The organism is Corynebacterium heidelbergense, assembly GCF_028609845.1.
In the GTDB taxonomy this organism is placed as follows: Bacteria; Actinomycetota; Actinomycetes; order Mycobacteriales; family Mycobacteriaceae; genus Corynebacterium; species Corynebacterium heidelbergense.
Window position 1 is genome coordinate 829,937 of sequence record NZ_CP063191.1, and the last position, 25,714, is coordinate 855,650.

Genomic DNA, 25,714 nt, shown 5'->3' on the forward strand with positions numbered 1-25,714 from the left:
ATCGGGTCAGACGGCCCGCCGCAAGAAGGAGGAATGCCGGTGTTACCCACCACAGTTAACGAAACCCAGAACTACGTGCTCGCCCTCGGCGAGGCACTCGAAGGGATACGCAACGCTGCTTTCGGTCTTTCTGATGAGCAAGCACGGTGCACACCTTGCCGGTCGGACCTCAGCGTGTCCGGGATTCTGAAGCACTCAACCTGGGTGATGGTCGACCAGATGGGAGAACGAAAAGCGGAACCCGGCTCCCAAGAGGGAGCTATGGAATTCGCGAACAGCTTCGTGCCCAACGAGGAGGAGGACATTCAGTACCTGCTCCAGAAGTTCGACCAGACGAGGGAACGCTACATGCAACTGATGGGGTCCATGGACCCAGATGAGCGTGCGATGGCTGGACCGTTCCCATGGGTGGACATTTTCGAACCGGTTGAGACCTCTCGTCGCCTCTTCTTTTCTCGCGCCCTTCTAGAGTTCTCCAGGCACGCGGGTCACGCTGACATCATTCGCGAACAGATCGACGGCGCCACCGCCATGCCTCTACAGTTTGCCGTGGCGGGTCGGTCCGGGAATAAGTACATCCAGCCGTGGAACCCCGGTAATCGTCGCGGGAATTCCGCAGGAGATTGACCAGCCCACCTTTGTTCTTCCCGCCGACGGAGGCCTACAGTGGCTTGCGAACAGACCGCCGTGCGGCGGGAGATGAGGTAGGTGGCGTCCGAAAAAATGGCAACAACCCGCAAGCCCCGAACGAGCCGAGGAGGATGGCGGAGCTTCTTCACCCCCGGATGGGCCCTCACGGTCGTACTCGTCATCGCCTTCAGTTACCTCGCTTTCAGCGTGCTCGCCCCCTGGCAACTAGGCAAAAATGAGCGGAGGTCCGCCAGCAACGACCGGCTGTCCTCGGCGGTGACCAAGGATCCGGTGCCCGTGACGGACGTGCTACCGCGCGATGGCAGCAGCGCGGGGGAGGGGGCAGAGTGGACCCATGTGAAACTCCAGGGGCACTTCATCCCGGACGCCGAAGTGCTGCTGCGCAACCGGCCGGTGAACTCCACCCCGGCGTTCCACATTCTCACCCCGTTTGCGGTTGATGGTGGCCCAAACATCCTCGTCGACCGCGGTTGGGTGGAAAGCAAAAACGGTTCAGAAGTACCGGAATTCGCTCCCACGAGCGCCAAGCCGACGACCGTCACCGGGTTCGTCCAGATGCCCGAGACCGCACAGCCCGGTTCCGAAGCGACCAGTGGGCACCACCGCTTGGTGAATAGCATCGACCCTAAGAATATCGGCCAGACCAGCGGGTTAGCACTCGCGGCGGATTACATTCAACTAGACGACGGTAGCGCCCACGCCCTGGCCACCCAGTCCGCCCAGCGGGGGGAGACCGGGCAAGAAGTGCGGCCCATTCCACTCCCGCAGCTCGACGCGGGGCCGTATCTGTCCTACGGCATTCAGTGGATCGCCTTCGGCATCATCGCGCCGCTGGGGCTGGGGTGGTTCGTCTACTCCGAGCTGCGGGAGCGTCGGCGCGAGCGGGAGGAGCGCGAGGCTCTGGGCGGGGCTGCCGAATACCTCGGTGGTGCAGGACAGCCCGGCGTCGCGGACCAACCCGGGGTCGCATCGCCCGCGGAATACGGAGCGACGGACGGGGAACTCCGGGAGCCGGGTGTCCGGGAAAAGTCAGCCCACGACGCCGCAACCGAGCTGAAGCTGCAGGATCGTTACGGTACGCAGCGCAAGCCTAGTCGCTTCGGGCGCTCCAAAACCCCCGGTAACGAGGAAAGGTTTTAACCAGCCGTCACCCGGGTCACCGCGGCCGGTGTTCCGGCCGCGTGGGTGTTGGTCTCCTGGGAAAATTCATCAACGACGCCACCGAGCTCCTCAGCATCCCGGGCGGTAAATGCGGCTGCGGCGTGCTCTTCCTCGGAGCCATATCCCCAGGTCACGAGGGCAGCCTGGATGCCGAACTTCTTTGCCCCCTCCAGGTCGTGCTTACGATCCCCGATCATGAGCACCTGGCTGGGATCCACCTCTCCGCCCACTAACGGGGCCCCCTCGACGTCTCGGAGCAGCCCGAGGGTGTGCTCGATAACATCGTCCTTCTTCTGGCGGGAACGGCCGGGCTTGTCGGCCTCCTCCGCGGCCCCGAGAACGTGGAAGTAGCCGAGCAGGTCGAAGTGCTCGAGCACCCGCTGCGCGGAGGATTCGGCCTTGCTCGTGGCCGTCGCCAGGATGAACCCCTCGTCCCGCCACGTGCGCAGCAGCTCGGGGATGCCGGGGAAGACCTCGCAGTTCTTCCACGCGCCCGAGCGTTGGCTGGAGATGTAAGTGTCCATGGCGGTGCTCAAATCCTCCCCCTCCAAGCCAAGATCCCGGTAGTTTTCAATCATCGGTGGGCCCGGTATGTGGCGCAGTACATCCTCGCCCGGAACCCGCGCCCCAACGGCCTCGAGCCCCTCGATAAAACTCTCCCGGATACCGGGGTAGGAATCAATGAGGGTGCCATCTACGTCTATTAGCAGAATCTTTTGCACCGCTCCAGTGTGTCAGAAATCGCTACCCTGGACGCAACCGAAGACGCGCGGATCCCCGAGCCCCACCCACCCAGTGCGGGACCGCAGAAAGGGAAAACCACAGTGCCAGCAGAAACATCGCAGGTCACCGTCGCGGATGTGGTTGCCGCCATGGACCGTGCCTATCCTCCCCACCTCGCGGAGGACTGGGACGCCGTCGGACTCATCTGCGGGGACCCAGGCGAGGCCGTCTCCTCCGTGGCCTTCGCGCTGGACTGCACCGATGCTGTGGCCGAGCGCGCCATCGAGCTCGGCGCAGACATGCTGGTGGTTCATCACCCACTTTTGTTGCGCGGGGTCACCGGAGTTCCCGCCGATCACCCGAAGGGCCAGATCATCCACCGCCTCATCCGCGAGGGCGTGGCACTGTTCGCCGCGCACACCAATGCGGATGCCGCCCGCCCCGGGGTCAACGACCGCCTGGCGGAATTGCTGGGCATCACCCCCGGCGCACCACTGCGGCCCATCGAGGAACCCATGGACAAGTGGGGCTTCACCGTTCCACCGGAAAACGCCGAGGAGGTCAAGCAAGCCCTGTTCGCCGGCGGTGCCGGCACCATCGGCCACTACGAGCACGCCAGCGCACAACATCCCGTCACCGGCCAGTTCCGGCCAATGGTGGCGGCACAACCGCACACGGGCCGCGCGGGGGAGTTGGAAACCGTCGAGGAACTCCGTGTTGAATTCGTGGCCCCCAAACGCCTGCGGGAAAAGCTGCGCCAGACCCTCAAGCGCACCCACCCCTACGAGGAGGTGGCCTACGACGTGCTCACCACCCACACCGGCACCGCGGACCTCGGCATCGGGCGGGTCGGGGAACTGGACCGCGACATGAGCCTGCGGGAATTCTCCCAGCGCGTTGCCGAGCGGTTGCCCCGAACCGCGTGGGGTATCCGTGCCGCTGGGGACCCCGACGCGCGGGTGCGCACTGTGGCCGTGGCCAGTGGGGCCGGGGATAGCTTCCTCGATACGGTCCGCCGTCTCGGCGTGGACTGTTTCGTCACCTCCGACCTGCGCCACCACCCCGTCGACGAGCACCTTCGCGCCGGGGGGTGCCCCGTCATCGACACGGCCCACTGGGCCAGTGAGTTCCCCTGGTGCGAGCAGGCTGCTGGCGTCGTACAAAAAGAAACCGGAGCACGCACAACGGTGATTGATCTGGTGACCGACCCGTGGACCATACACGAGGAGAAATGATGCACTGCACCCCCGAACAACGCCGCGCGCTGGCTACCCTCGCCAGCAGCAGTGAGCAGCTAACCATCCTCAGCGCCCGGATTGTGGAGCTCCCCGAGCGCAAGGAGTACGAAAGCGCCAAGCAGGACATCATCGAGTCCCGCAACGAAGCGGCCCGCAACCGTGCCGAACAGCGCCAGGAAAAGCAGGACCTCGAACGTATGCGGCAAGACGTCGCCAAGCTCGCGGAGCGGAAGAAAGCCGACGTCAAAGCCCTATCCGCCGAGATTGACCGCGAGAAGCGCCGGGAGCTCAAGTATGACCTCGCCGCAGCGGAAACGCGCCTGGAGGAACTGCAGAGCCGACTGCAGCACATGGAGCACACCCACAACCTCTTCCACGAACCGGTTGAGGTTGAGGAGCACGAGGACCTCTCGGAAGCCAGCGAGAAACTGGCCCGCGCCGAATCCGCGCTGCGGGCCGATATCACCGCCGCCGAAGCCCGCGTGGCCAGCGCCCGCGAACAACTGCCGCAGGAGATCCTGGAGGCCTATGACGCGCAGGAGCGAGAGCACGGGGTTGGCGCGGCCCCGCTGCATGGCCGGACCTGCCAGGGTTGCTTCATGGAGCTGGATACCGCCAGCATGAAGATGGTGCGGCACACCACCATCAACGAAATCCCGCGGTGCCCGGAGTGCGGGGTGTTTCTTCTTGTGGACGCCACCTAAACCGAGCGCCAGCAGTGCTCCCGCCGATGGGGCGGTAGAACACGGAGATTGGTTCAGCAGAAAGGTCGTGGAACGGACGTGAAGCTCATCGTCAACACCGACGGGGGCAGCCGGGGGAACCCGGGCATCGCGGGGGCCGGTGCCGTGGTGTACGCGGAGGACGGTACGGAGCTCGCGGCCCGGTGGGACTATCTTCAGCGGGGCACCAACAACGTGGCGGAGTACCGGGGGCTCATCGGCGGCTTGGAGCTGGCCGGGCGGGTTGCCCAGCGGCTGGGCGAGCGGGCCGAGACGGCGGACGTGAGCGTCCGGATGGATTCGAAACTGCTGGTGGAGCAGATGAACGGCCGGTTCAAGATCAAGAACGCCGCGCTCAAGGAGCTCGCCCAACAGGCCCAGGGGATCCGGCGGGGGCTGGGCAATGTCACCTTCGAGTGGGTGCCGCGCGCGGAGAACAAGCGGGCCGATGAGCTGGCCAATAGGGCTATGGATCGACGTGAGAGTGGGTCGGAAGGCCCGGATGGCCCTCGGCGCGAGAAGCCGGAGCAGCGGGAGACCGCGCGGCCTACGCCGGCTAAGCAGCGGCCCACGCAGTTGCTGCTGCTGCGGCACGGTGAGAATCCGTTGAGTGTGGAGGGTCGATTCGCCGGCGTTTCCAACCCCGAGCTCACCGAACGCGGGCATCGGCAGGCCGAGCTCGCCGGAGCGTACTTGGCCAAACGCTTTGCCGTGGATGCGATTGTGGCCTCCCCGATGATCCGCGCCCGGCAGACGGCTGAGCACGTCGCGCGGGCATGTGCGATCCCCCCGGCGAGCATCGATAGCGACCCCGACCTGCGCGAAATCGACTTTGGGCGGTGGGAGGCGAAGACCTTTCGCGAGGTTCGTGAGCAGCATGCCGAGGAGTTCACCGCCATGATGGCCGATCCTTCCCAAGCTCCACACGGAGGGGAATCTGTGGACGCCCTTTACCGGCGCGTGACCCAGGCGATGGCGCGCATTGCCGCGGATCACGCGGGTCGCACGGTGGCGGTGGTGACCCACATGATGCCCATCAAGAGCATGGTTCGGTGCTGCCTGGGAAGCGACGCTTCCGTGTACCGACGCACCCACCTGGACCTAGCGAGTCTGACGGTGGTCCGGTTGGCCGGTCGGCCCACACTGATGCTGATGAACGACGCCCACTACCTGGAGGATCTCGACTAGCGGCGGCGGAGTGACGGGGCGCGGCAGACAGGCTTGGGGAACGCCGCTGATTGCCCCCCGCGCGCGGGGCGGATTAGGCTAACGGTGCGTTGAGAGGGCCGGGTGGTCGCGGCGCACGGAACGCGTGGCCTAGTTCCCGCCATCGCCGCTCGCGGCGAGACAGGGGGAGCCAACGGCCGGTATGCCGAGTGTCGAGGAAAGTCCGGACTCCGCAGAGCACGGTGGTTGCTAACAGCAACCCGGGGTGACCCGCGGGCAAGTGCAACAGAAAGTAGACCGCCAGCCACTGCGGTGGTTGGTAAGGGTGAAAGGGTGCGGTAAGAGCGCACCAGCGCGGCGAGTGATCGTCGCGGCTAGGTAAACCCCACCGGGAGCAAGGTCAAGTGGCTCCACTGCCGGTCGGTGACAACCGCGGCCTTCGGGCCGGGGCTGTCGCGGACGAACAAACGGGGGTGGGGCTGTGCCCTCATGGGCTGCTCGTCCGCCGACGAAGGGCAGGTAGACCGCTTGAGGCGCCCAGCGATGGAACGCCCAGATGGATGGCCACCTCGCCCCCGAGCGCCCTGGGCGCGCGGGGGTAGGACAGAATCCGGCTCACAGGCCCTCTCAACCGCCAAGCTCGTTCGCCATGTGCCACCCTGGTGGGCATGAAGCTTTTCGCCGCCGCCCTGAGCTATCGCGATATCCACACCGAATTCGGCCTCCCGGAGAAGTTCCCCCCGGATGTGACGGAGGAGGCCGCTCGCGCCCAGGACCTTTACCCGGACGGGCGAAAGGAATGCACCGAGGTGCCCTTCGTAACCATCGATCCTCCCGGATCCATGGACTTGGACCAGGCGGTGCACATCGAGTCACTCGCCGGTGTCGGCGGTGGGGACGCTGCTGGCGGTGGATGGCGGGTCCGATATGCCATTGCCGACGTCGCCGCGTTCGTAACCCCAGGCGGCGCCCTCGAGCGGGAGTCCTTACGCCGCGGGCAAACCGTGTACTTGCCGGATGGATCCGTGCGCCTGCATCCGCCGGAGTTGTCCGAGGGCTCCGCCTCCCTGCTGCCCGATCAGGTGCGGCCAGCGGTGGTGTGGGACATGAATGTGCGCCCGGATGGGGAAGTGGACTCCTTTGACGTGTACCGGGCGACGGTGCGTTCTGTGGCGCGCTTCGATTACGCCGGGGTGGAGCGGGACCGGCTGGCCGGGCAATTGCATCCGGCAATCGAGGACCTGCCCGCAGTGGGAAGAGCCCGCATGTCTTCCGATAAGCGCCGCAACGCCATCAACCTCCGGCTCCCCAGCATCTCTGTGGAGCCGGAGGAAAGCATCCCGCACACCGCCGCCCGCACCTACCGGCTGAGCATCGACCCACGCGAGCCGATGAACGATTACAACGCGGAAGTCTCCCTCATGGCCGGGATGTGCGCCGCCGCCATGATGGTGCGGGCCGGCCGCGGCCTGGTGCGAACCCTGCCCCCGGCCAGCCCGAAGCAGCTCGCGGGCTTCGATACGGCCGCCGCCGCACTGGGTTTCCACCGCGCCCAGGAGTCCGTAGGGGAGCTACTCAACCGCGTGGATGCTTCCTCCCCGCAGGGCATGGCTCTCATGCGTGATGCCCAGGGCCTACTACGCGGGGCCTCCTACTACGCCTTCGGAGTAGGGGATAGCTCCCAACGGGGCTCCAAATCGGCGGCTTCTGGTGACGCGGCGGACGTGCCCATCCATGCCGGCGTTGGGGGCCACTACGCCCACGTCACCGCCCCGCTGCGCCGACTCGTCGACCGCTATGCCATGGAAATCTGCCTGGCCATCGCCTCGGGAAAACCGGAGCCAGACTGGGTCGTCCGGGGCTACCAGCAGGTCGTAGAGACCATGGGATTCTCCACCTCCCTGGCGAACAAGGTGGACCGCGCCTGCCTGGACCTCACGGAGGCCGTGGCGCTCCAACCGTGGGTGGGGCACAACTTCGCCGCGGCTGTCCTACATGCGGCCAAGGAGACAGCGGACGTGTTCATTTCGGAACCACCGGTCACCGCGCCGTGCTCCGGGCGTCCTGCAGAAGGCAGCCAGACCGATGTGACCTTGGTCAGTGCGGACGCTAAGCAACGTAGCGTGCGTTTCGCTTGGCCCGCCGACTAGAACGGCGCACCCCGCGTAATGCTGTGGTGCGGGGGACTCGGTTACTCTCGAAGCCAGACAACTACTTCAACGCCAACGCAGGAAGCGAGCAGAGCACCCATGAGCGATAAGTGGTACTACGACACCGAAACTCGCCAGGTTTCCCTGGGAGTTAGCGGCGGATTTGAGACCCGCATGGGGCCCTACGACTCGAAGGAGGAGGCCGAAAACGCGCTGGAGATCGCCAAGCAGCGCAACGAGGCGGCCGATAAGTACGACGAGGAAGACGACTAGCTAGCGGCCGATGAACCGCTAAGCCGGGTTCCGGAAATCCGGGCACTACGGGCAACTACGGCCCAACCGGGAACACCGGCCGGGCTGACAACGGCCGGGGGAGTTAGAAGCTGTGCTCCTCAGCGGGGAAGGACCCCTCGGCAACCTCGCGCTTGAACGCACTCGCAGCGCCAACGAGATCCGCGCCGACCTCAGCCCACTGCTTAGCAAACCGGGGGCGATGCCCGTCCTGGGGGAAGGCCACCATGTCGTGCCAGACCAGCACCTGCGCATCGCAGTGCGGCCCTGCCCCGATGCCGACAGTGGGGATGGGGAAGCGCTCGGTGACCTGTCGGGCCACATCGGCGGGCACCATCTCCAGCACGACAAGGTCCGCCCCGGCCTCGACGACGGCCGAGACATCCGAGAGCAGAGCCTGAGCCCCGGAATCGCCGCGCCCCTGGACCCGGTAGCCGCTGAGGGTATTGACGGATTGCGGGGTGAAACCAACGTGGGCGCACACGACCAACCCAGCCTGTTTCAGCGCCGCGATCCTCGGAGCCATCCGCTGGCCCCCTTCGATCTTGACGGCGTGAGCCCCGCTGCGGCGCAGCATCTCCGTGGCAGAGGACACTGCCGCTTCGTCGGAAGCCTCGTACGTTCCGAACGGCAAGTCCACGATGACGAAGCTGTTCCCGGCACCGCGAACCACACCGGCGGCCAGGTAGCACATTTCCTCCAAGGAAACTTGCTGGGTAGAGGGATACCCGAAGACGACGTTGGCGGCGGAATCCCCCACGAGGAGCACTTCGATGCCTGCCTGGGAAAAGGCCCGGGCGGTGGAGTAATCGTAGGCCGTGAGCATGGCCCAGGGGGTCCGATCCCGCTTCTTGGCCTGTAGATCCGCGAGCCGGACCTGTTTGGTGGGCACGAGATAGCCGGACGGCTCCGGGCGGGGGGCGGGTGTGTTCGCCGTGGGCTGGGGCTGGCCGGTTCCCGCCGAACCGGATTGCGCGGGTTGGGCTTGCTGCGGGGCAGAAGGCATGGCGTCGATTGTGCCATGCCCCCCCAAAACGGTTTCAGCGCCTTGGCGGGGAAAGCAACTGCGGCACACGTGGCTCACACCGCCATCGCGGGTCCCGGCCGACGCCTATGATGGTTGCTTATGAGTCGCCAACAGGAATACGTCTTGCGCACCCTCGAAGAGCGAGACATTCGCTTCGTCCGGCTGTGGTTCACCGATATTCAGGGCTATCTGAAATCCGTGGCCGTCGCCCCGGCCGAGCTCGAGGGAGCCTTTGCCGAGGGGATCGGGTTCGACGGCTCCGCTATCGAGGGGTTCTCCCGCATTTCGGAGTCCGACACAATCGCCTCCCCGGATCCGAGCACCTTTCAGATCCTCCCCTTCAACACGGAGCAGGACGGCTTCCTGTCGGCCCGCATGTTCTGCGACATCACCACCCCTGACGGCCAACCGTCCTGGGCCGATCCGCGGCAGGTGCTGCGCCGCCAGATGAAAGCGGCCGGGCAGGCGGGGTTCACCTGCTACGTGCACCCGGAGATCGAGTTCTTCCTGGTCCGCAGCGTGGAGACGGATGGCTACCCCCCGGTTCCGGCGGATTCCGGCGGGTACTTCGACCAGGCGGTCACCGACGAGGCCCCGAATTTCCGCGCAGACGCGATCAACTCGCTGGAGCGGATGGGCATTTCCGTCGAATTTTCCCACCACGAGACCGCGCCGGGCCAGCAGGAGATCGATCTGCGGTTCGCCGATGCGCTGTCGATGGCGGACAACGTCATGTCCTTCCGCTACCTCATCAAGCAGGTGGCCCGGCGCAACGGGGTGCGGGCGACATTCATGCCCAAGCCCTTAAGCGACCATGCCGGTTCGGCGATGCACACCCACCTGTCCCTGTTCGAGGGCGATGAGAACGCCTTCCACGACCCGGACGATGAGTACCGTCTGTCCACGACCGCCAAGTCCTTCATCGCGGGCATCCTCGAGCACTCCTGCGAGATCTCTGCGGTGACCAACCAGTGGGTCAACTCCTACAAGCGCTTGACCAGCGGGGATGAGGCCCCACGCGCGGCCTCTTGGGGGGCCTCCAACCGCTCGGCGATGATCCGCCTACCCATGTACACCCAGAACAAGGCCGCCTCCCGCCGGGTGGAGGTCCGCACCCCGGACTCCGCCTGCAATCCCTACCTGACCTACGCGGTGCTGCTGGCTGCGGGCCTCAAGGGCATCCAGGAGGGGTACGAGCTCTCCGCCCCGGCTGAGGTGGATGTGTCTATGATGACCCGCCGCGAGCGTATGGCCGCCGGGTACAAGGATTTGCCGGCGGACCTCGATCACGCCCTGCGGGCTATGGAGAAGTCCGAGCTGGTGGCCGATGCCCTGGGCGAGCACGTCTTCGAGTTCTTTCTGCGTAACAAGTGGCGCGAGTGGCACGAGTACCAGTCCCAGATCACCCCGTGGGAACTGCGCAGCAACCTGGAGTTCTAAGAGACGTTATGAACCGCCCCCGCACTTCGCGCCAGATTGTTCCCTCCGTCCAACAACTCGGGCTGACCCGACCCCGAGCGCAGGAGGATCTCACTCGGTTGGGGTGGACCGAGGAGCGGCACGTTCCCGTCCTGTGGGCCCTGTCCAGCGTGGGTGATCCCAATTTGGCGCTGAACAATGTGGTGCGGTTGGTGGAGGCCCTGCAGTCCGAGGAGAAGGCGGGGAAGATCACCGGGGACGCCAAGGCCAGCGCGCTGCTGGGCGTCCTCGAGGACAATGCCACGCTGCGCCGCCGCATCCTCGGACTATTCGGTGCTAGCTCCTTGCTAGGGGATCACATCGTCGCCAACCCGGAGCAGTGGACGCTCCTGGAACAGCCCCTGCCGACGCGGGAGGAGATGATGGCGGCGATGCTCGGTTGCGTTGGCGCCGAGCGCGTAGAGGGCGCCGGGGAATTGGTGTACCGGGCGGCCGTCAGCGGGATGGAGGGGGATTCCGCCATGCGGGTGACCTACCGCATGCTGTTGGCGCGGATCGCGGCCCACGACGTGGCCAGTACTTGCCACATTCGGGGGGAGGAGGACCCAGAGCCGCTGGATTTTGAGGTCGTGGCCCGTGCGTTGGCGGACGCCGCCGATGCGGCCCTGACCGCCGCGCTAGCCGTGGCTTGTGCCACGGTATATGGGAAGGTAGGGGAGGAGAAAGAGACCGAGCCGGCGCGCATGGCCGTCATGGCGATGGGCAAGTGCGGCGCCCGGGAGCTCAACTACATCTCCGACGTGGACGTCATCTTCGTCGCGGAACCCGCAGATTCGAAGGCCTCCCGCTGGGCCGGGGAGTTCATCAACGTCGGTTCGCGCGTGTTCTTCGAGGTGGACGCGGCGCTACGCCCCGAGGGTAAGCGTGGGGCTCTCGTACGCACGCTGGATTCCCACGTCAGCTACTACAAGCGATGGGCCTCCACCTGGGAGTTCCAGGCGCTGCTGAAGGCCCGCCCCATGAGCGGGGACCTAGAGCTGGGCCAGCAGTACGTGGAGGCCCTGGCCCCCATGGTGTGGTCCGCCGCCGAGCGGGAGGACTTCGTTTCCGACGTGCAGGCCATGCGCCGCCGGGTCATCGACAACGTCCCCGAGGAGCTGCGCCGCCGGGAGCTGAAGCTGGGCAATGGCGGCCTGCGCGACGTGGAATTCGCGGTCCAGTTGCTGCAGATGGTCCACGGCCGGACCGATGAGAGCCTGCGGGTTCGCTCCACGGTGGAGGCGCTGCACGCGCTCGTCGACGGCGGATACGTTGGCCGGGAGGACGGTAACACCCTCATTGCAAACTACGGGTTCATGCGATTGCTGGAACACCGCCTGCAACTCATGCGGCTCAAGCGCACCCACACCCTGCCGCCGAAGGAGGACAAGGCGGCACTGACGTGGTTGGCCCGCACCTCCGGGTGCCGCGCCACCGGGGGCAAGTCGGCGCGGGAGCAGTTAGAAGCAGATGTGCGCACCACCGCCGTGCAGATCCACCAACTGCACTCGAAGCTGTTCTACCGGCCACTTCTGTCCTCCGTCGTCGCAATGAGCGCGGACGCCGTGCGGCTGACCCCGGAAGCAGCCAAACGCCAGCTCGCCGCCCTCGGATACGAAAACCCCCAGCGGGCCTACCAGCACCTCAACGCGCTGGCCTCCGGCACCACTCGGCGGGCGAAGCTGCAGGCCATTATCCTGCCCAGCTTGTTGGAGTGGCTCGGGGCCACCGTGGACCCGGATGCGGGACTGCTGGCCTATCGCAAGCTCTCCGAACGCGCGGAGGGCAGGGCGTGGTTCCTGCGCCTGCTGCGCGACGAGAACATCGTGGGCAAGCGCCTCATGTTCCTCCTGGGAACCTCCCCCTACCTGGCGGAGCTCTACCTGTACTCCCTGGACTCCATCAAGCTGCTCTCCGACGGCGCCAACGGGCCCAAGCTGCTGGATCAGGACGCCGCCGTAGTGACGCACTCCCTAGTCGCTGCGGCCCGTCGCCACCGCAGTATCGACAAGGCCATTGCCGCAGCCCGGTCCCTCCGCCGCGCGGAGTTGGCCCGCATCGCAGCCGCAGACCTGCTGGGATTCATGGACGTCGAGCGGGTCTGCGAGTCCCTGTCCATGGTGTGGGATGCCGTGCTGGAGGCCGCCCTGGAGGCGGAGATCAAGGCGTGGGAGGACGAGAACTCCCGCAACGCCCCGGCCTGCATCTCCGTCATCGGGATGGGGCGCCTTGGCGGGGCGGAACTGGGCTACGGTTCCGACGCGGATGTGCTGTTCGTCGCGGAGCCGGTAGCTGAGCGGGGGCGCGGTGGGGTGGCGTCCGCAAGCACAACGGAACAGGAAGCCACGAAGGATAGTAACGAGGCCCTGAAGTGGGCCGAGAAGATCTGCGAATCCGTCCGCTCCCGGCTGGCGAAACCCTCCCAGGATCCGCCGCTGGCGGTGGACATGGACCTGCGACCGGAGGGGCGCAACGGGCCGGTCGTGCGATCCCTGGCCAGCTACGAGCGCTACTACCGCGAGTGGGGCGAAACGTGGGAAATGCAGGCGCTGCTGCGGGCCACGTGGATCGCGGGCAACAAGGACCTCGGGATCAAGTTCCTGCACATGATCGACCAATTCCGCTACCCGGAGGACGGCGCGACCGACAAGCAAGTGCAGGAAGTACGGCGGATGAAGGCGCGGGTGGACGCCGAGCGCCTGCCGCAGGGCGCCGACCGCAACACCCACACCAAACTGGGGCGCGGCGGACTAACGGATGTGGAATGGACCGTGCAACTGCTGACCATGCTGCACGGCCAGGTGGCTGCCAAGCTGCACAACACCTCCACGCTGGAGGTGCTCGGGGAGCTGGCGGAGGCCGGGATCGTCAGCGAAAAGGACGCGCAAACCCTGCGGATCGCGTGGGTGACGGCAACCCGGGCCCGCAACGCCATTGTGCTGGTGCGGGGAAAGCGCAAGGACCAACTCCCGGGCGCGGGCAAACCGCTGGCACAGGTCGCGGCGGCGGCGGGATGGGCACCGGAGGATTCCAACGCCTTCCTGGATGACTACCTCAAGAAAACCCGGCGGGCCCATCGCGTGGTCGACCGGATCTTCTGGGGGGAAGAGGACGTGGGGCCCGACTTCTAGCTCCCCGCCGTTGGGGGGGTCGGTTCCGCGAGCTTGGGGGTCTGGAGGTGCGGGAAAGGGGGTAGATGCGCGCTGACCCTTGCGCGGCACACCCTGGGTTAGGGTATGCTAACCCCCTCGAGGTCGGATTGGAACCGAGGGTGGTGTAGGAGAGGGAGAGATGATGAGTGCTGCACATCAGGCCGCCAAGGCCCGCGATGTTTCCCCAATTGTGGACGCCACCAACAGCGCGATCCGCGAAGCTCTCGCCCGATCCGTGATATGGCGCCGCATGACGGACGGCACCCTTTCCTTCGCGGGCCGGGCCGCCTTCCTGGAGCAGCACTGGGAGGGACTGCGCGTGCTGCGCACAGGTCTGGAGGGCCTCGGCGGCAGCGGGGATACCGTGACGGCGGCGCTGGCCCGCAACGCCGAACTGCTAGGTTCCGCACTGGACAGCGCCCACGCCACCGCTCGCTGGCGGGACCACCACGTCACCATGCCCGCCATGCTGCAATTCCGGCGCCGGGTGAACGAGATGGCCGCCGGGAAGGACGCGATTGGGCTGCACGCCCACGCCGTGGTGCGGCTCGCTGCAGTGGCCGCCTGCCCCGTCGCCCACGAGATGGCGCAGATCGACCCGCGCCGCGACATTACCTGCGTGCTCAGTACGGAGGACGAGGAACACTTCGCCGAGGAGATCTCCAACGCCACGCTGCTCGTCCTTGCCCAAGGTGCCGACGTGTGCCGGGCCTACCAGGGGGTGAACCGGGCGAGTTCCTGCGCCATCACCGCGGCGGCCATTCGGCGGGCCCTGAGCCAGTCGGGGGAGGCGCAGTAGGCGGGTAGGGCGCGGTTAACGGCGGCCCGGCAGCGTGCGGCCCGGGCGTGTGATGATGACGGGTCCCAGCCGGGGGTCCGTAGGCCAAGAGGCGATGAACTGCTTCCACGGGACCGCGCCGACCTGCCTTAGCCCAGCACACCGCGAACACGAGGGTGAGCGACCAGGTACCCAGTGCCATGAGGAAAGCCACCGTGGCCCCGTGGCCGTGGCCCACGTTGAGTAGATAGCGGGCGGTGAGGATGTGCAGCACAACGGACTGCATCACGTAGCCGGTCAGGGACATCCGGCCGAGCGCAGCTAGCCAACTGATGGGAGCGGATGGCTGCCCACCGACGGTCAGCAACCTCCGCTGGACGGGAATTAGCATCAGCGCGATCGCGGCGATGATTCCGGGGCCCGCGACCAAGCCCGTGGCGTAGTTCACCGCGGCGAGAACCGGCTCCCAGTCGGCGGGCCACCACCCGATCTGAACACACCCTTCGGCCACACCGACGACTACGGCCGCCGAGAGACCGCAGCCGGCCCACGGCAACATGGAGGGCCGATGGGACTCGGCATCTTCTAGCCAGCGGTACCGCGATGCAATGAGGCCGCCGAGGATCACAGGCCCGAGTTGCACGAGGTAGAGCGGGCTGAGGAGGACGTACTGCAAGGCAGCCAGTACCCCGAGGCCAACGTGGGTGAGGTAAGAGGATGTGATGAATAACTGGGGGAAGTCCTGGCCGCGCGGCGCGGTGGCGGGCGAGCTGCTGGGGGCTCCGGCGGTGGATCCTAGCGTGATACCGGGTACCAAGACGAGCTGCACGATGACAAGGGCCACGAGTACCCCGATGAGACCTCGGTAGGTTTTCGTCGACCAGTTGACCCCAATGACCAGCAGCATCGCGACGATGGAGTACAGAACGAGGATGTCCCCATGGAAGAGGAACACACAGTGGATCACCCCGATGACCAGCAACCAGGCATAGCGCTTGGCTAGTACCCCGCGGGCGCGGCGGGAATCGTAACCCCGGCGCGCGAGGGACTGCACGATCATGCCGAAGCCGTAGCCGAAGAGGAAGGCGAACATGGGCAGACCGCGGAAGTGTGCCGCGATGTCGTTGAGGACGATGAGGACCCGGTCGCTCGCGTTCAGCCATCCGGGAGAGGTGGCAATGCCCCCAATACCCGCGCCGCGTTGGAAGTGAGCCCCAAACTCGGTGCCGCTGAGCCACGCTGTGGAGACGTTCGCCACGCAGATGCTCAACAGCATGAGGCCCCGGGCTACGTCCGGGGCGAGGATCCTGTGGGAGGCGCCGCGGAAGGGGGTGGGCTGCACCTAGGACTTCTCCTGGACGAGGGTTGTGCCCGGGGGAGTGCTGGCCTCGCCGGCGGCCCCGTCGGAACCGGCGGGCTCAGCCGTAGTTGCCTGTTTCGTGGCATCTTTTGCTCCGCCCTCGGCGAGCGGGCCGTCTGCAGCACGCTCATCGCGGACGGAGGCATCGCTGTCTCTGCCCGTCCCTTGGCCTGGGGTGGAAACGCCTGGGGTGGAATCGCCGACCTCGTGGACAGCCTTGTCCTGTGCGTGGGCCCGCCGCACGCTGAGGACCCACAAGATGATGGCCCAGATGGTGAGGATGAGCATCCCGCTGTTGCGGATTGCCAGCATCACCACGGGCAGGCCCTTCAGGGAGGGGCCGATGAGCCCTTCATAGGTCACGGGGTACACCACCAGGGTGGCCGCGGTGACGAGGATGAGCAGGACGGCATAGAGCGCGGGGACGGTGGCTTTCCGGCGCACGCACATGACGCACACCAGCGGCGCAATCCACACCATGTATTGCGGGGAAAACACCTTGTTGCTCACAATGAGCAAGCACACCACGGCCAGCGCAAGGCTCATGGAGGTCCGGTCGTTCCAGGCCCCCCGGAAGAAGTGATAAGCCGCAGCGGCCAAGGCGAGCACGAGGGTTGCGATCATCACGATGTTCGTCGCGGTGATCGCCCAGTCCAGGTTGGGGCCCAGGATCTCGAAGCTCTTCGACGGCATGTACTTGATCCGCCACTGCCCGGGGTGCATCCATGCGGCGATGAGGTAGGGGGTTGCTGCCACGGACTCGATCTGCAGTCCCCGCCCATCCTGGTAGTTCAGGGGGGAGAATAACCGGTCAACCCCGCTCGTGGAGATGGTGATCCAGCACAACCCTGCCACGCTGAGGGCAAACCAGATTAGGCGCGCATACGTTCGGCGCGCGTTCCACTTGCCCACCAAGGCGGCTGCGAGCACCCCTGGCCAGAGTTTGGACGCGGTCGCGAAGGCCAGTAGCGCACTGGCGATGCGCGGATGGCTACCCACGAGGGCGAAGGTGAAGGCGACGAGCAGCCCGGGCACCAGGTCCAGCCGGGCCACGAGGATCGGGCCGGCGCAGGAGCAGAACAGGGCCCAAACCCAAGCCCCTCGCAAGCTGCCGCCCCTGCGGAGGCCGGAAACCCACAGGTACAGCATGAACAGCCCAGAGAGCACCCAGCAGCTCGTCGCGAAGGCCTGGACGAACTTGAAGGGGTCCGTGGGCTCCATGTCGAACACCAGGTTCAGCGGCCATGTGCCTGCGTGGGGGTATTCCGTCAGCGGCGCGCCGCGGGAGTGGGGGTTGCGGGTGCCCCAGTAGTAGTAATGCACGTCACCAGTGGCGGTGCGGTAGTGCGTTACGAAGTAGAAGAGCACCCACAGCGCGGCCAGCCAGATGGCCCATGCGCCGATGCTGCCCACGGCGAGAAGCCAGGGGGAGCGGCGGGCTGGTTTCGGCGCTGGTTGTAGCGCCCGATCTGCGGGGGATGTCACTCGAAGGATTCTAACGCGTCGGTGGGGCAAAACGGTGGTGGGAGTGGGGGAGGAGGGGTGGAAAGCCGGGTATCCAGTGTGCGGGCCCTGGATCCCGTCGACACACGCGAAAGGCCCCCTACCGGCGATGGTAGGGGGCCTTCGGGGTCAACTGCAGCCTCTCACCCCACGGCGGGGTGTGTCAGCGGACCTAGCAGTCGAAGTACAGCTCGAACTCCTGCGGGGTGGGACGCAGGCGGTTCGGGGCGATCTCGTTGTTGAACTTGTAGGAGATGTAGGTCTCCACCAAGTCGTCGGTGAACACGCCGCCTTCGGTGAGGAACTCATGGTCCTCTTCCAGAGCCTTGAGGGATGCCTCGAGGGAGGTGGGGGCCTGCGGGATGTTCTTGGCCTCCTCCGGGGGCAGCTCGTAGAGGTCCTTGTCCACGGGCTCGTGCGGCTCGATGCGGTTCTTGATGCCGTCCAGGCCGGCGAGCATCATCGCGGCGAAGCCGAAGTAGGGGTTGCCCGTCGGGTCCGGCGCGCGGAACTCGAGGCGCTTGGCCTTGGCGTTGGCACCGGTGATGGGGATACGCACGGCGGCGGAACGGTTGCGCTGGGAGTACACCAGGTTGATGGGGGCCTCGAAGCCCGGCACCAGCCGGTGGTAGGAGTTCAGCGTGGGGTTGGTGAAGGCCAGCACGGCACCGGCGTGCTCGAGGATGCCGCCGATGTAGTAGCGGGCCATGTCGGACAGACCGCCGTAGCCGGACTCGTCGTAGAACAGCGGGGAGCCGTCCTTCCACAGGGACTGGTGGCAGTGCATGCCGGAGCCGTTGTCCCCGGACAGCGGCTTGGCCATGAAGGTCGCGGCCTTCCCAGCGTTCCATGCGGTGTTCTTGATGATGTACTTGAACGTCTGCAGGTCATCGGCCGCGTGCAGCAGGGTGTTGAACTTGTAGTTGATCTCCTGCTGGCCGCCGGTGCCCACCTCGTGGTGCGCCCGCTCCAGGTCGAAACCCGCGTTGGCCAGGTTCTTGCACATCTCATCGCGCAGGTCCTGGTAGTGGTCGTAGGGGGCCACGGGGAAGTAACCGCCCTTGACACGGGTCTTGTAGCCGAGGTTGGTGGAGCCGTCCGGGTTCTCGGCCTTGCCGCGGTTCCACCAGCCTTCCACGGAATCCACGTGGTAGTAGGCCTGGTTCATGTCCGTGGAGTAGTTCACCGAGTCGAACAGGTAGAACTCTGCCTCGGGGCCGAAGAAGCAGGTGTCCGCCACGCCGGTGGAAGCGAGGTACTCCTCCGCCTTGCGGGCCACGTTGCGGGGGTCGCGGGAGAAGGGCTCACGGGTGAACGGATCGTGGACGAAGAACTTGACGTTCAGCGTCTTGGCCTTGCGGAAGGGGTCGATCTTCGCCGTCGCAAGGTCCGGCAGCAAGTTCATGTCGGATTCTTCGATGGTCGTGAAGCCGCGCACGGAGGAACCGTCGAAGGCCAGGCCCTCTTCCACGGCGTCCTCGTCGAAGGCCGAGGCAGGCACGGTGAAGTGCTGCTCGATGCCCGGCACGTCGGTGAAGCGTACGTCCACGAACTCGACGTCCTCGTCCTTGATGAACTTGACGACGTCCTCTGGGGAATTGAATGCCACTGTTCTTATGCTCCTTGCAATTGAGTAGCGTGGTTCAGACCCGCTCGCCTGAACAATATTCACCACGGTAGTAGCCCGATGTTGCGGGGCTATCACTCGAATGTTTCCGTCGTGTTAACCCTGTGCTCGCTTTTCCTGCGTCGGGGCCGCCACCGGTGGTGCTGGTGCCAGCTCAGTCGGCCGGTGGCCCCCACGATACGCAACCGCCGTTGGGGTTGGGGGCACTTTCCCCTGCGGCGGGGGGCGCGAGGCGGCGCTGTGGTCGGTGGCGTCATTAACCAAATATTCCGGGGCTTCGATAATCTCAGATCTACTATGGCTAATAAACGATCCTGGTTGGAGGGCCCAGAGCTCCCGGCAGAGAACGAAGACCCGACCAACCCCAGTGCCTACCCGGGCGAGGGGTTGGGGTTGCCACGGACGGGTCCCGGTTCCCTGGCCACGCTGACCCCGCGGATGGGGGCTCTGCTCATCGACTGGTTGGTCTGTTTCGGTATGGCGATGATGGTCACCGCCGCCACCGATGCCTTCGGAGACAACGCCACCGTCACGCTGGTGTTGTTCATCCTCTGGCGGTTGTTCTCGGTGTGGCTGTTCGCGCAGTCCCCGGGGCATTCCGTGATGGGCATTGGGGTGGCACGCATCGACGATCCCACCCAGCGAGTCGGTTTCATCCGCTCGTTGGCCCGCGTGTTGCTGGTGGTGTTCCTCCTCCCGCCGATCATCCAGGATCGCGACGGCCGTGGCATGCACGATCGAGCGACGAATACGGCGGTCATTCGTACCCGAGGTTGACCGCCCGACTCGCCCGTCCTATCCATTCCGATCTTTCATATAGGACGCCAACTTTGTCTGAGCAGCACACCCCCGCAGGTCTTCGACTTCCCCCGCTGGGCCCTGGTTGGGCCGGGGCCCTCATGGGCAGCTCCATCCTCGCTACCCTGCTGGAAGCCCATGCCACGAGCGGGCCGGTGCTGGAGATCCTGGCCAGGGTGATGCTGGCCGTGGCCACGGCGGTGTTCCTCCTGCTGGCAGTGGGCTTCGCGCGCCACCGCAACCCCCACTTCACGGCTCCCAACATGCCCGCGTGGGGCATGACGGCGATGGGTGTGCTGGCCATCGGCTCGGCCTACTCGGGCGTGTCAAAGTTCTGGGCTGTCCACACGATCTCGTGGGCGGTGGGCCTGGTGATGGGCGTGGCCTCCGCGTTGATCTTCCTGCGCTACCTGCTTTCCCGCAAAGCCGGAGCACCTGCCTTCACGTGGGGACTGCCCCTGGTGGCCCCCATGGTGGCGGCGACCTCGTCCGCCCAACTGGCGAACCACCTAGAGCAGGGTGCCAACGGGCAGTGGATGGTGGATACGCTGCGCATTATCGGGTTTGGCTGTTTCCTGCTATCCCTGTCGCTGTCCTTCCCGGTGTTCGCCCGCGTGTATTACGTGGTGTTCAAGGCTGGGCACCTGCCAGTCTCTTTCGCTACGACCGCGTGGATCCCGCTAGGGGTGTTGGGGCAATCTCCGGTGGCCGCGCACACCCTCGCCCACACCGAGCAGTTGCGGCCCTGGGCCATGGGGTATTCCGCAGTTGTCCTCCTTATCGCGGTGCCACTGACCGTGTGGGCGATCGTGCAGCACTGGCCCGCAGCATTGGGCCGGCGCGGGGAACGCATGGGCTACAACCCCACCTGGTGGGCCTCCACCTTCCCGGTCGGTACCCTTAGCCTGGGCAGTCACACGTTGGCTCAGTCCACCGGTTACCATTTGCTTGACGTTATTAGTATCGCAATGCTTCTTATGCTGGTGCTCCACTACGCCTGGGCCGTCGGCGGGTTCCTCAAACGCTAACGGCAGCGAGGGTGCCCCGCGCGCCGTTATCAGTTCCTCCAACTAGGTAAGGGTCTGGCGCCGCAGCGCTCGGGAGTGGGGGAGCCCGCGGGCAAAAGTCATTCCGAAAGGGAGGTTTCTTCAGCGTGCCCAAAGACGACCACGTGAAGGCCGGTACCCCAGAGGTTCATACCCCGGGAGTTTCTTCATCGCAGGGCGCGTCCTCTGCGCCGGCCACGGCGGGCCGGGCCGCCAGCCAAGGGCCGGGATGGAACGGCAAATCGGGGCCGGGAGTGCTGTCCGTTGGACTGATCTTCGTGGCCGTCATCGTCGCCGCCATCAACCTCCGGGCCGCCATCGCCTCCCTGGGGCCCGTGTTGCCGGACGTACTCGCCCATTTCGGCGCGGGCGGTTCCCTGGCCGGGGTCATCACCGCCCTCCCCGGGGCCATGTTCGCCGTCATGGGCCTGTCCACTGTTCCCCTGGCCCGCCGCATCGGCCTGAGCCGGACCCTCCTGTTGGGTGCCGTAATCACTCTCATCGGCACGGCCGCCCGCCCGTGGCTGCCGGGGGTGTGGGTGTTCATCGTCCTCACGGGACTCGTCGCCGCCGGCATCGCCATCGGCAACGTCCTGGTCCCCGCCTTCGTGAAGAAATACGGCGGACGGCACACGGTGACCCTCATGACCGTCTATTCCGCGCTGCTTGGCTTCTCTGGAGCGGTCGGGCCGCTGAGCGCCCTGCTCTTCCACGGAGAGAACCGCTGGCAATGGACCCTGTTCATCTGGGCCCTGTTCTGCGGGGTGCAGGTGGCCATCTGGACGGTTGTCGCCCTGCGCACCGGGATGGATGCGCCGAAGGCCGCCGATCGGCAGGCGCAAATCGCATCCACCGGACCCGCCGCCACCACTAGCATGTGGCGCTCCCGCACCGCCATCTTCCTCATGCTGTTTTTCGGCATCCAGTCCATGAACGCCTACACCCAGATGGGCTGGCTCCCCCAGATCTTTCAGGAAAACGGTGTTTCTCCCATGGTGGCCAGCATCGCCTTGGCCGTGGTGGGCAGCTTCCACGTCCTCGGCGGCACCGTCATGCCCACGGTTATCGACAGGGCCGAGAACTTCGCCATCTACCCCGTAATCTTCGGCGTGCTCACCGCCGCCGGCTGGGCCGGTATCCTCCTGGCCCCCACCCAGGTACCCCTGCTGTGGGCGGTACTGTTGGGCATGGGTGGATGGTGCTTCCCCACCGCTATTGCCCTCATCCCCGCCAGAACGCGGGTCTCACTCATCACCGCGCGGTTGTCCGGATTCGTCCAGCCCTACGGGTACATCATCGCCGCGGCGGGGCCACTCGTCATCGGCATGATCCACGGCATCACACATAGCTGGACGGCCATTCTGCTGGGACTCATGGCGTTGGCCCTCGTGATGGGAGCCATCGGCGTACGTGCCTCCCGCAAAACCGTCATCGACGACGAACTCGCGGGCGCCGCCGGGGCCAAGGCACAGCGTTAGATAACGGAGCGTGGTTAGAAAACGGAGCGTGCGGCCTCCACGAGCAAGGCCACCGCGACAGCGGTGAAGAGCGCGGCGGCACAGGCGTCGATAAGAGGACCGGCCGACAGCAACCGCCGCCGCACCACTTGCGTGCTCACGCCGAGAGCCAGGGAGCTAAAGAACACAGCCGACAGCGCCACGATGGACCCGGCGTAGAGCACACCCACCCACCACGGGGACCCCAGCGGCATGATCGGGGCGATAATTGCCGCGAAAAACAGCACGGCTTTCGGGTTGGACAGGTTGGTGAGGACGCCCTGCCCGTAGGCACCCGGAAGTGTCGGCAGAGTGGCCAAATCCGTCCACCCCTGCGCTTCTTGCCCGTCCCCATCCTGCCGGCGGGCTTGCTCGGCCCAACCGGTCCGGGCGGCCTGCACCAGGGAATAGGCCATGTAGGCCAGCCACGCCGAGCCGAGGAGCTGAATGGCCAGGAGAATGGACGGGTACGTGCGCAGCACAATCGCGGCGCCCGAGACCGAGAGCCCGGTCCACACGATCAACGCAGAGGCGATCCCCAAGGCCGCAGCCACTGCATGCGCGCGGGAGCGGGAGGCCAACCGCAGGACCAAAAATGTATCCGGGCCCGGGGTAGCCATCCCCGCTAAGCACAGGCCCAGAACCGAGAAGAGCGAACCCAGCACTTACTTCTTGCCGCGATTAGCTGCCCGTCGGGCCCGCCGGTTCATCCCCGCCATCTGGCCCCCCTTGGCGCCGCGGGGGAGCGGCCCCTTCGGCAGGGCGTTCTGCGGGCTCGTGCGCCGGGTGATGGATTCCACGCGGCTGTTCAGCGCATCCACCTCGCTCTTCTTGATGTTTCGGGGCAAGCGCATGAGGTGGCGCTGGAGCTTCTTGACCGGCACCTGGCCCTCCGCGTCGCCGACGACCACCTCGTACACCGGGGTGTCCCCCAGAATGCGCGACAGGCGCTTCCGCTCCTGGCCCATCAGTTGCTTGACCCGGTGGGGGCTGCCTTCTCCGACGAGGACCACACCGGGGCAGCCCACGACTCGGTGCACGGCGTCCATGTGGGTGTTGCTCGCCACGCCCGGCTGGCTAATCCACTTCATCCCCGCCCCATCGCGCAGGTTGGACAGAGCCCACGCGGCTGCCCCGGATTCCCCCTCGATCTGGTCGTATACCCCCGATTGCAGGCGGCGGCTGAACACCCAGAAGGCGGCCATCGCGCCCAGCAGGATGCCGATGATGAGGTTGAAGATCCAGCTTCCGAACACGAGGGAGAGCAACAGCAGCAACACCACGGGCACCAGGAAGGCCAGAACCATGTAGGGGATGAGTTTCTTATCCCGCTTGCGCTGCAACTGGAAGGCCTGGCGCAGTTGGCTGAACGTCTGCTTGCGCTTAGCGCGCTTCGCCGCGCGCTCGGCCTTCTTGTTCTCCTTGACCCGGATGTCTTTCGCCATGCCCCCCAGGATAGAACATGGGCCGACCGGCCCCGTGAGCTAGCCGACGCGGCTGGCGACGGGGGTGTCCTGCGACTCGCCGTACTTGTGCAGCAGGCTCTTCGCCTCCTGGGCGGTGGAGCCGTCCAGCGCGTCCTCCAGGTGGGAGAGGTTTGGCGGCACGGCCTCGCCGCGGGCCTTCTTGGCCTGGACGAACAGGCGCCCAGCGCGGTAGGAGGATCGCACCAGCGGCCCGCTCATCACGGCGTTGAAGCCCATCTCGTAGGCGGCCTCGGAGTAGGCCAGGAATTCTTCCGGCTTGACCCACCGCTCGATGGGGTGGTGCATCGGGGTCGGGCGCAGGTATTGGGTGATGGTGAGGATGTCCGTGCCCGCCGCGTAGAGGTCTCGCATTGCGGCCAGCACCTCCTCCTTTTCCTCCCCCATGCCCAGGATGAGGTTGGACTTCGTGACCAGCCCGTAGTCGTGGGCCGCCTGGAGGACTTCCAAGGAGCGGCCATATTTGAAGGCTGGACGGATGCGCTTGAAGATGCGCGGGACGGTCTCCACGTTGTGGGCGAAGACCTCCGGTTGGGCGTCGAAGACGATCTTCAGCAGCTCCGGACGGTTGGAGAAGTCCGGGGTGAGATTCTCCACTCCCGTGTTCGGATTGAGCTCGTGGATCTTGCGAACGACCTCCGCGTACAGCCACGCCCCCTCGTCGTCTAGGTCATCGCGCGTTACGCCGGTGATCGTGGCGTAACGCAGACCCATTTCGGCGACGGATTCCGCCACGCGGCGCGGTTCGTCCACATCCAGGGGGGAGGGCTTGCCCGACTTGATCTGGCAGAAGTCGCAGCGGCGGGAGCAGGTATCCCCGCCGATGAGGAAGGTCGCCTCGCGGTCCTCCCAGCATTCGTGAATGTTGGGGCAACCGGCTTCCTGGCACACGGTGTGCAGGCCGGCCCCGGCGACGCGATTGCGCATTTCCCGATATTCCGGGCCCATTTTCGCACTGGTGCGGATCCACCGGGGTTTGGCCTCAATGGGGGTCTGAGAGTTCTTCGCTTCGATCCGAAGCAGTCGTCGTCCCTCGGGATTGACAGTCATGGCTCCCACCCTACGCCGCCTGTCCAATCGCCCATCTGTGGCCAGTCACCCTGGGATGCCGGGGCCTTTACTGCTGCTGTGGGGCGGTCTGTTCCACCGGGAGCGTTCCGTCCAGGGCCGCTTCGATGTTCTGGGCCAGATTCTTTCGGACGCCCGCAACCCCTACGCGGTGACCCAGTTCCGCCGTGAGGCTAGTCACCCCGGCATCAGCCAGGCCGCAGGGCACGATGGTCTCGTAGGCCGCTAAGGAGTTGTCGCAGTTTAGTGCGATGCCGTGCATCGCGACCCCCCGGGTGACCCGGATGCCGATGGCGGCGATTTTCCGGTCGATGGCACGCCCACCGGGGTTCGAGCCGGTGGCAGTGCCCGTGTTGCTGGCAGCCCCCTGGCTGCCGTCGCTGCCCGTGCCACGAAGCCACACCCCTGAGCGCCCGTCGATGCGGCAGGTCCCCGTCAGGCCTGCATCGGCGCACGTTTGCATTAGCGCCTGTTCGAGGCGGCGAACGTAGTCCACCACATCGATGGGATTCGCCAAGGCAATGATGGGGTAGGCGACGAGTTGGCCGGGGCCGTGCCAGGTGATGCGGCCGCCGCGATCGACATCGACGACGGGGGTATCCCCGGCGGGGCGGTCCTCCGGCTGGGTTCGTTTTCCGGCCGTGTAGGTCGACGGGTGCTCCAGCAGCAGCAACTGGTCGGCAATCTCCCCGCGCGCCCGGGCTGCGGCAAGGTCGGCTTGGCGCTGCCACATTGCCGCGTAGTCCTCGCAGCCGAGGTGGTGGATCTCAATGGGATCCGAGGATGCCCGGATCCCAGCCTGCTGGAAACCCAT

22 protein-coding genes and 1 other RNA gene are annotated in these 25,714 nt (G+C 66.0%); 14 read left to right on the forward strand and 9 right to left on the reverse strand.

Annotation, left to right across the window (positions count from 1 at the left end):
- Positions 1 to 33: 33 nt before the first annotated feature.
- Both CHEID_RS03685 and CHEID_RS03690 read left to right on the forward strand, forming a co-directional pair.
- Positions 34 to 627, forward strand: coding sequence for a mycothiol transferase (locus CHEID_RS03685; RefSeq protein ID WP_112769543.1), 594 nt, complete (start codon positions 34 to 36; stop codon positions 625 to 627).
- Between the two features lie 96 nt (positions 628 to 723).
- A complete protein-coding gene (locus tag CHEID_RS03690) occupies positions 724 to 1,791 on the forward strand; it encodes an SURF1 family cytochrome oxidase biogenesis protein (RefSeq protein WP_112769542.1) in 1,068 nt (355 codons plus the stop codon).
- On the opposite strand, the gene CHEID_RS03695 is transcribed toward CHEID_RS03690, so the two are convergent.
- Positions 1,788 to 2,534 carry an HAD hydrolase-like protein gene (locus CHEID_RS03695; protein WP_112769541.1) on the reverse strand — a complete coding sequence of 249 codons (747 nt, stop codon included), beginning with the start codon at positions 2,532 to 2,534 and terminating at the stop codon, positions 1,788 to 1,790. The genes CHEID_RS03690 and CHEID_RS03695 overlap by 4 nt on opposite strands.
- 102 nt (positions 2,535 to 2,636) lie before the next feature.
- Here CHEID_RS03695 and CHEID_RS03700 point away from each other — a divergent pair, with 102 nt between their 5' ends.
- From CHEID_RS03700 to CHEID_RS03725, 6 genes are all read left to right on the forward strand, one after another.
- Positions 2,637 to 3,770 (forward strand): Nif3-like dinuclear metal center hexameric protein, encoded by a 1,134-nt coding sequence (locus tag CHEID_RS03700; RefSeq protein WP_273661282.1) that lies wholly within the window; start codon positions 2,637 to 2,639, stop codon positions 3,768 to 3,770.
- Positions 3,767 to 4,477, forward strand: a complete 711-nt coding sequence (locus tag CHEID_RS03705) for a zinc ribbon domain-containing protein (RefSeq protein ID WP_112769540.1) — start codon at positions 3,767 to 3,769, stop codon at positions 4,475 to 4,477. Before CHEID_RS03700 ends, CHEID_RS03705 begins: the two co-directional genes overlap by 4 nt.
- A gap of 48 nt (positions 4,478 to 4,525) precedes the next feature.
- Positions 4,526 to 5,683 carry a bifunctional RNase H/acid phosphatase gene (locus CHEID_RS03710; RefSeq protein WP_202973255.1) on the forward strand — a complete coding sequence of 386 codons (1,158 nt, stop codon included), beginning with the start codon at positions 4,526 to 4,528 and terminating at the stop codon, positions 5,681 to 5,683.
- A 90-nt stretch (positions 5,684 to 5,773) separates the two neighbouring features.
- Positions 5,774 to 6,296: RNase P RNA component class A (gene rnpB, locus CHEID_RS03715), an RNA gene on the forward strand.
- Between the two features lie 34 nt (positions 6,297 to 6,330).
- The gene (locus CHEID_RS03720; RefSeq protein ID WP_112769538.1) at positions 6,331 to 7,812 is read left to right on the forward strand and encodes an RNB domain-containing ribonuclease; all 1,482 of its coding nucleotides are present in this window, start codon (positions 6,331 to 6,333) and stop codon (positions 7,810 to 7,812) included.
- A 99-nt stretch (positions 7,813 to 7,911) separates the two neighbouring features.
- Entirely contained in the window at positions 7,912 to 8,085 is a 174-nt protein-coding gene (locus CHEID_RS03725; RefSeq protein WP_181645915.1) for a hypothetical protein, read from the forward strand.
- Positions 8,086 to 8,188: 103 nt separating this feature from the next.
- Here the strand turns inward: CHEID_RS03725 and panB are convergent, their stop codons facing one another.
- Positions 8,189 to 9,109, reverse strand: a complete 921-nt coding sequence (panB, locus tag CHEID_RS03730; protein ID WP_273661286.1) for a 3-methyl-2-oxobutanoate hydroxymethyltransferase — start codon at positions 9,107 to 9,109, stop codon at positions 8,189 to 8,191.
- Between the two features lie 120 nt (positions 9,110 to 9,229).
- Here panB and glnA (CHEID_RS03735) point away from each other — a divergent pair, with 120 nt between their 5' ends.
- The 3 genes from glnA (CHEID_RS03735) to CHEID_RS03745 all read left to right on the forward strand — a co-directional run bounded on the left by glnA (CHEID_RS03735) (position 9,230) and on the right by CHEID_RS03745 (position 14,539).
- Complete coding sequence (gene glnA, locus CHEID_RS03735) at positions 9,230 to 10,570, forward strand: type I glutamate--ammonia ligase (RefSeq protein ID WP_112768946.1); 1,341 nt, start codon at positions 9,230 to 9,232, stop codon at positions 10,568 to 10,570.
- 8 nt (positions 10,571 to 10,578) lie between these two features.
- On the forward strand, positions 10,579 to 13,719 hold the full coding sequence (locus CHEID_RS03740; protein WP_112768947.1) for a bifunctional [glutamine synthetase] adenylyltransferase/[glutamine synthetase]-adenylyl-L-tyrosine phosphorylase: 3,141 nt from the start codon (positions 10,579 to 10,581) through the stop codon (positions 13,717 to 13,719).
- 160 nt (positions 13,720 to 13,879) lie between these two features.
- Positions 13,880 to 14,539 carry a hypothetical protein gene (locus CHEID_RS03745; RefSeq protein ID WP_112768948.1) on the forward strand — a complete coding sequence of 220 codons (660 nt, stop codon included), beginning with the start codon at positions 13,880 to 13,882 and terminating at the stop codon, positions 14,537 to 14,539.
- Here the strand turns inward: CHEID_RS03745 and CHEID_RS03750 are convergent.
- The 3 genes from CHEID_RS03750 to glnA (CHEID_RS03760) all read right to left on the reverse strand — a co-directional run bounded on the left by CHEID_RS03750 (position 14,487) and on the right by glnA (CHEID_RS03760) (position 18,990).
- Entirely contained in the window at positions 14,487 to 15,860 is a 1,374-nt protein-coding gene (locus tag CHEID_RS03750; protein ID WP_112768949.1) for a DUF418 domain-containing protein, read from the reverse strand. The genes CHEID_RS03745 and CHEID_RS03750 overlap by 53 nt on opposite strands.
- Entirely contained in the window at positions 15,861 to 17,363 is a 1,503-nt protein-coding gene (locus CHEID_RS03755) for a glycosyltransferase 87 family protein (protein ID WP_146743822.1), read from the reverse strand.
- 190 nt (positions 17,364 to 17,553) lie between these two features.
- Positions 17,554 to 18,990: a type I glutamate--ammonia ligase gene (gene glnA, locus CHEID_RS03760; RefSeq protein ID WP_112768951.1), complete on the reverse strand. Its 1,437-nt coding sequence runs from the start codon at positions 18,988 to 18,990 to the stop codon at positions 17,554 to 17,556.
- Between the two features lie 315 nt (positions 18,991 to 19,305).
- On the opposite strand from glnA (CHEID_RS03760), the gene CHEID_RS03765 reads away from it, so the two are divergent.
- The 3 genes from CHEID_RS03765 to CHEID_RS03775 all read left to right on the forward strand — a co-directional run bounded on the left by CHEID_RS03765 (position 19,306) and on the right by CHEID_RS03775 (position 22,330).
- Positions 19,306 to 19,785: an RDD family protein gene (locus tag CHEID_RS03765; protein WP_112768952.1), complete on the forward strand. Its 480-nt coding sequence runs from the start codon at positions 19,306 to 19,308 to the stop codon at positions 19,783 to 19,785.
- A 53-nt stretch (positions 19,786 to 19,838) separates the two neighbouring features.
- Complete coding sequence (locus tag CHEID_RS03770) at positions 19,839 to 20,834, forward strand: TDT family transporter (RefSeq protein WP_238599248.1); 996 nt, start codon at positions 19,839 to 19,841, stop codon at positions 20,832 to 20,834.
- Between the two features lie 275 nt (positions 20,835 to 21,109).
- The gene (locus tag CHEID_RS03775; protein WP_112768975.1) at positions 21,110 to 22,330 is read left to right on the forward strand and encodes an MFS transporter; all 1,221 of its coding nucleotides are present in this window, start codon (positions 21,110 to 21,112) and stop codon (positions 22,328 to 22,330) included.
- A gap of 14 nt (positions 22,331 to 22,344) precedes the next feature.
- Here CHEID_RS03775 and CHEID_RS03780 read toward each other — a convergent pair whose 3' ends face one another.
- The 4 genes from CHEID_RS03780 to lipB form a co-directional block, all read right to left on the reverse strand.
- Positions 22,345 to 22,968: a LysE family translocator gene (locus CHEID_RS03780; protein ID WP_146743823.1), complete on the reverse strand. Its 624-nt coding sequence runs from the start codon at positions 22,966 to 22,968 to the stop codon at positions 22,345 to 22,347.
- A 45-nt stretch (positions 22,969 to 23,013) separates the two neighbouring features.
- Positions 23,014 to 23,793 (reverse strand): DUF4191 domain-containing protein, encoded by a 780-nt coding sequence (locus CHEID_RS03785; protein WP_112768955.1) that lies wholly within the window; start codon positions 23,791 to 23,793, stop codon positions 23,014 to 23,016.
- 39 nt (positions 23,794 to 23,832) lie between these two features.
- Complete coding sequence (gene lipA, locus CHEID_RS03790) at positions 23,833 to 24,882, reverse strand: lipoyl synthase (protein ID WP_112768956.1); 1,050 nt, start codon at positions 24,880 to 24,882, stop codon at positions 23,833 to 23,835.
- Positions 24,883 to 24,949: 67 nt separating this feature from the next.
- Positions 24,950 to 25,714: a lipoyl(octanoyl) transferase LipB gene (gene lipB / locus CHEID_RS03795; RefSeq protein ID WP_112768957.1), complete on the reverse strand. Its 765-nt coding sequence runs from the start codon at positions 25,712 to 25,714 to the stop codon at positions 24,950 to 24,952.

Bases quoted from the DNA above. Each gene is read 5' to 3' on its own strand.
- lipA (WP_112768956.1), bottom strand. From the start codon at position 24,882: ATGACTGTCAATCCCGAGGGACGACGACTGCTTCGGATCGAAGCGAAG.
- CHEID_RS03685 (WP_112769543.1), top strand. From the start codon at position 34: ATGCCGGTGTTACCCACCACAGTTAACGAAACCCAGAACTACGTGCTC.
- CHEID_RS03725 (WP_181645915.1), top strand. From the start codon at position 7,912: ATGAGCGATAAGTGGTACTACGACACCGAAACTCGCCAGGTTTCCCTG.
- CHEID_RS03720 (WP_112769538.1), top strand. From the start codon at position 6,331: ATGAAGCTTTTCGCCGCCGCCCTGAGCTATCGCGATATCCACACCGAA.
- CHEID_RS03740 (WP_112768947.1), top strand. From the start codon at position 10,579: ATGAACCGCCCCCGCACTTCGCGCCAGATTGTTCCCTCCGTCCAACAA.
- CHEID_RS03745 (WP_112768948.1), top strand. From the start codon at position 13,880: ATGATGAGTGCTGCACATCAGGCCGCCAAGGCCCGCGATGTTTCCCCA.
- CHEID_RS03780 (WP_146743823.1), bottom strand. From the start codon at position 22,968: ATGGCTACCCCGGGCCCGGATACATTTTTGGTCCTGCGGTTGGCCTCC.
- CHEID_RS03690 (WP_112769542.1), top strand. From the start codon at position 724: ATGGCAACAACCCGCAAGCCCCGAACGAGCCGAGGAGGATGGCGGAGC.
- panB (WP_273661286.1), bottom strand. From the start codon at position 9,109: ATGCCTTCTGCCCCGCAGCAAGCCCAACCCGCGCAATCCGGTTCGGCG.
- glnA (WP_112768946.1), top strand. From the start codon at position 9,230: ATGAGTCGCCAACAGGAATACGTCTTGCGCACCCTCGAAGAGCGAGAC.
- CHEID_RS03705 (WP_112769540.1), top strand. From the start codon at position 3,767: ATGATGCACTGCACCCCCGAACAACGCCGCGCGCTGGCTACCCTCGCC.
- CHEID_RS03765 (WP_112768952.1), top strand. From the start codon at position 19,306: ATGGCTAATAAACGATCCTGGTTGGAGGGCCCAGAGCTCCCGGCAGAG.
- lipB (WP_112768957.1), bottom strand. From the start codon at position 25,714: ATGGGTTTCCAGCAGGCTGGGATCCGGGCATCCTCGGATCCCATTGAG.
- CHEID_RS03785 (WP_112768955.1), bottom strand. From the start codon at position 23,793: ATGGCGAAAGACATCCGGGTCAAGGAGAACAAGAAGGCCGAGCGCGCG.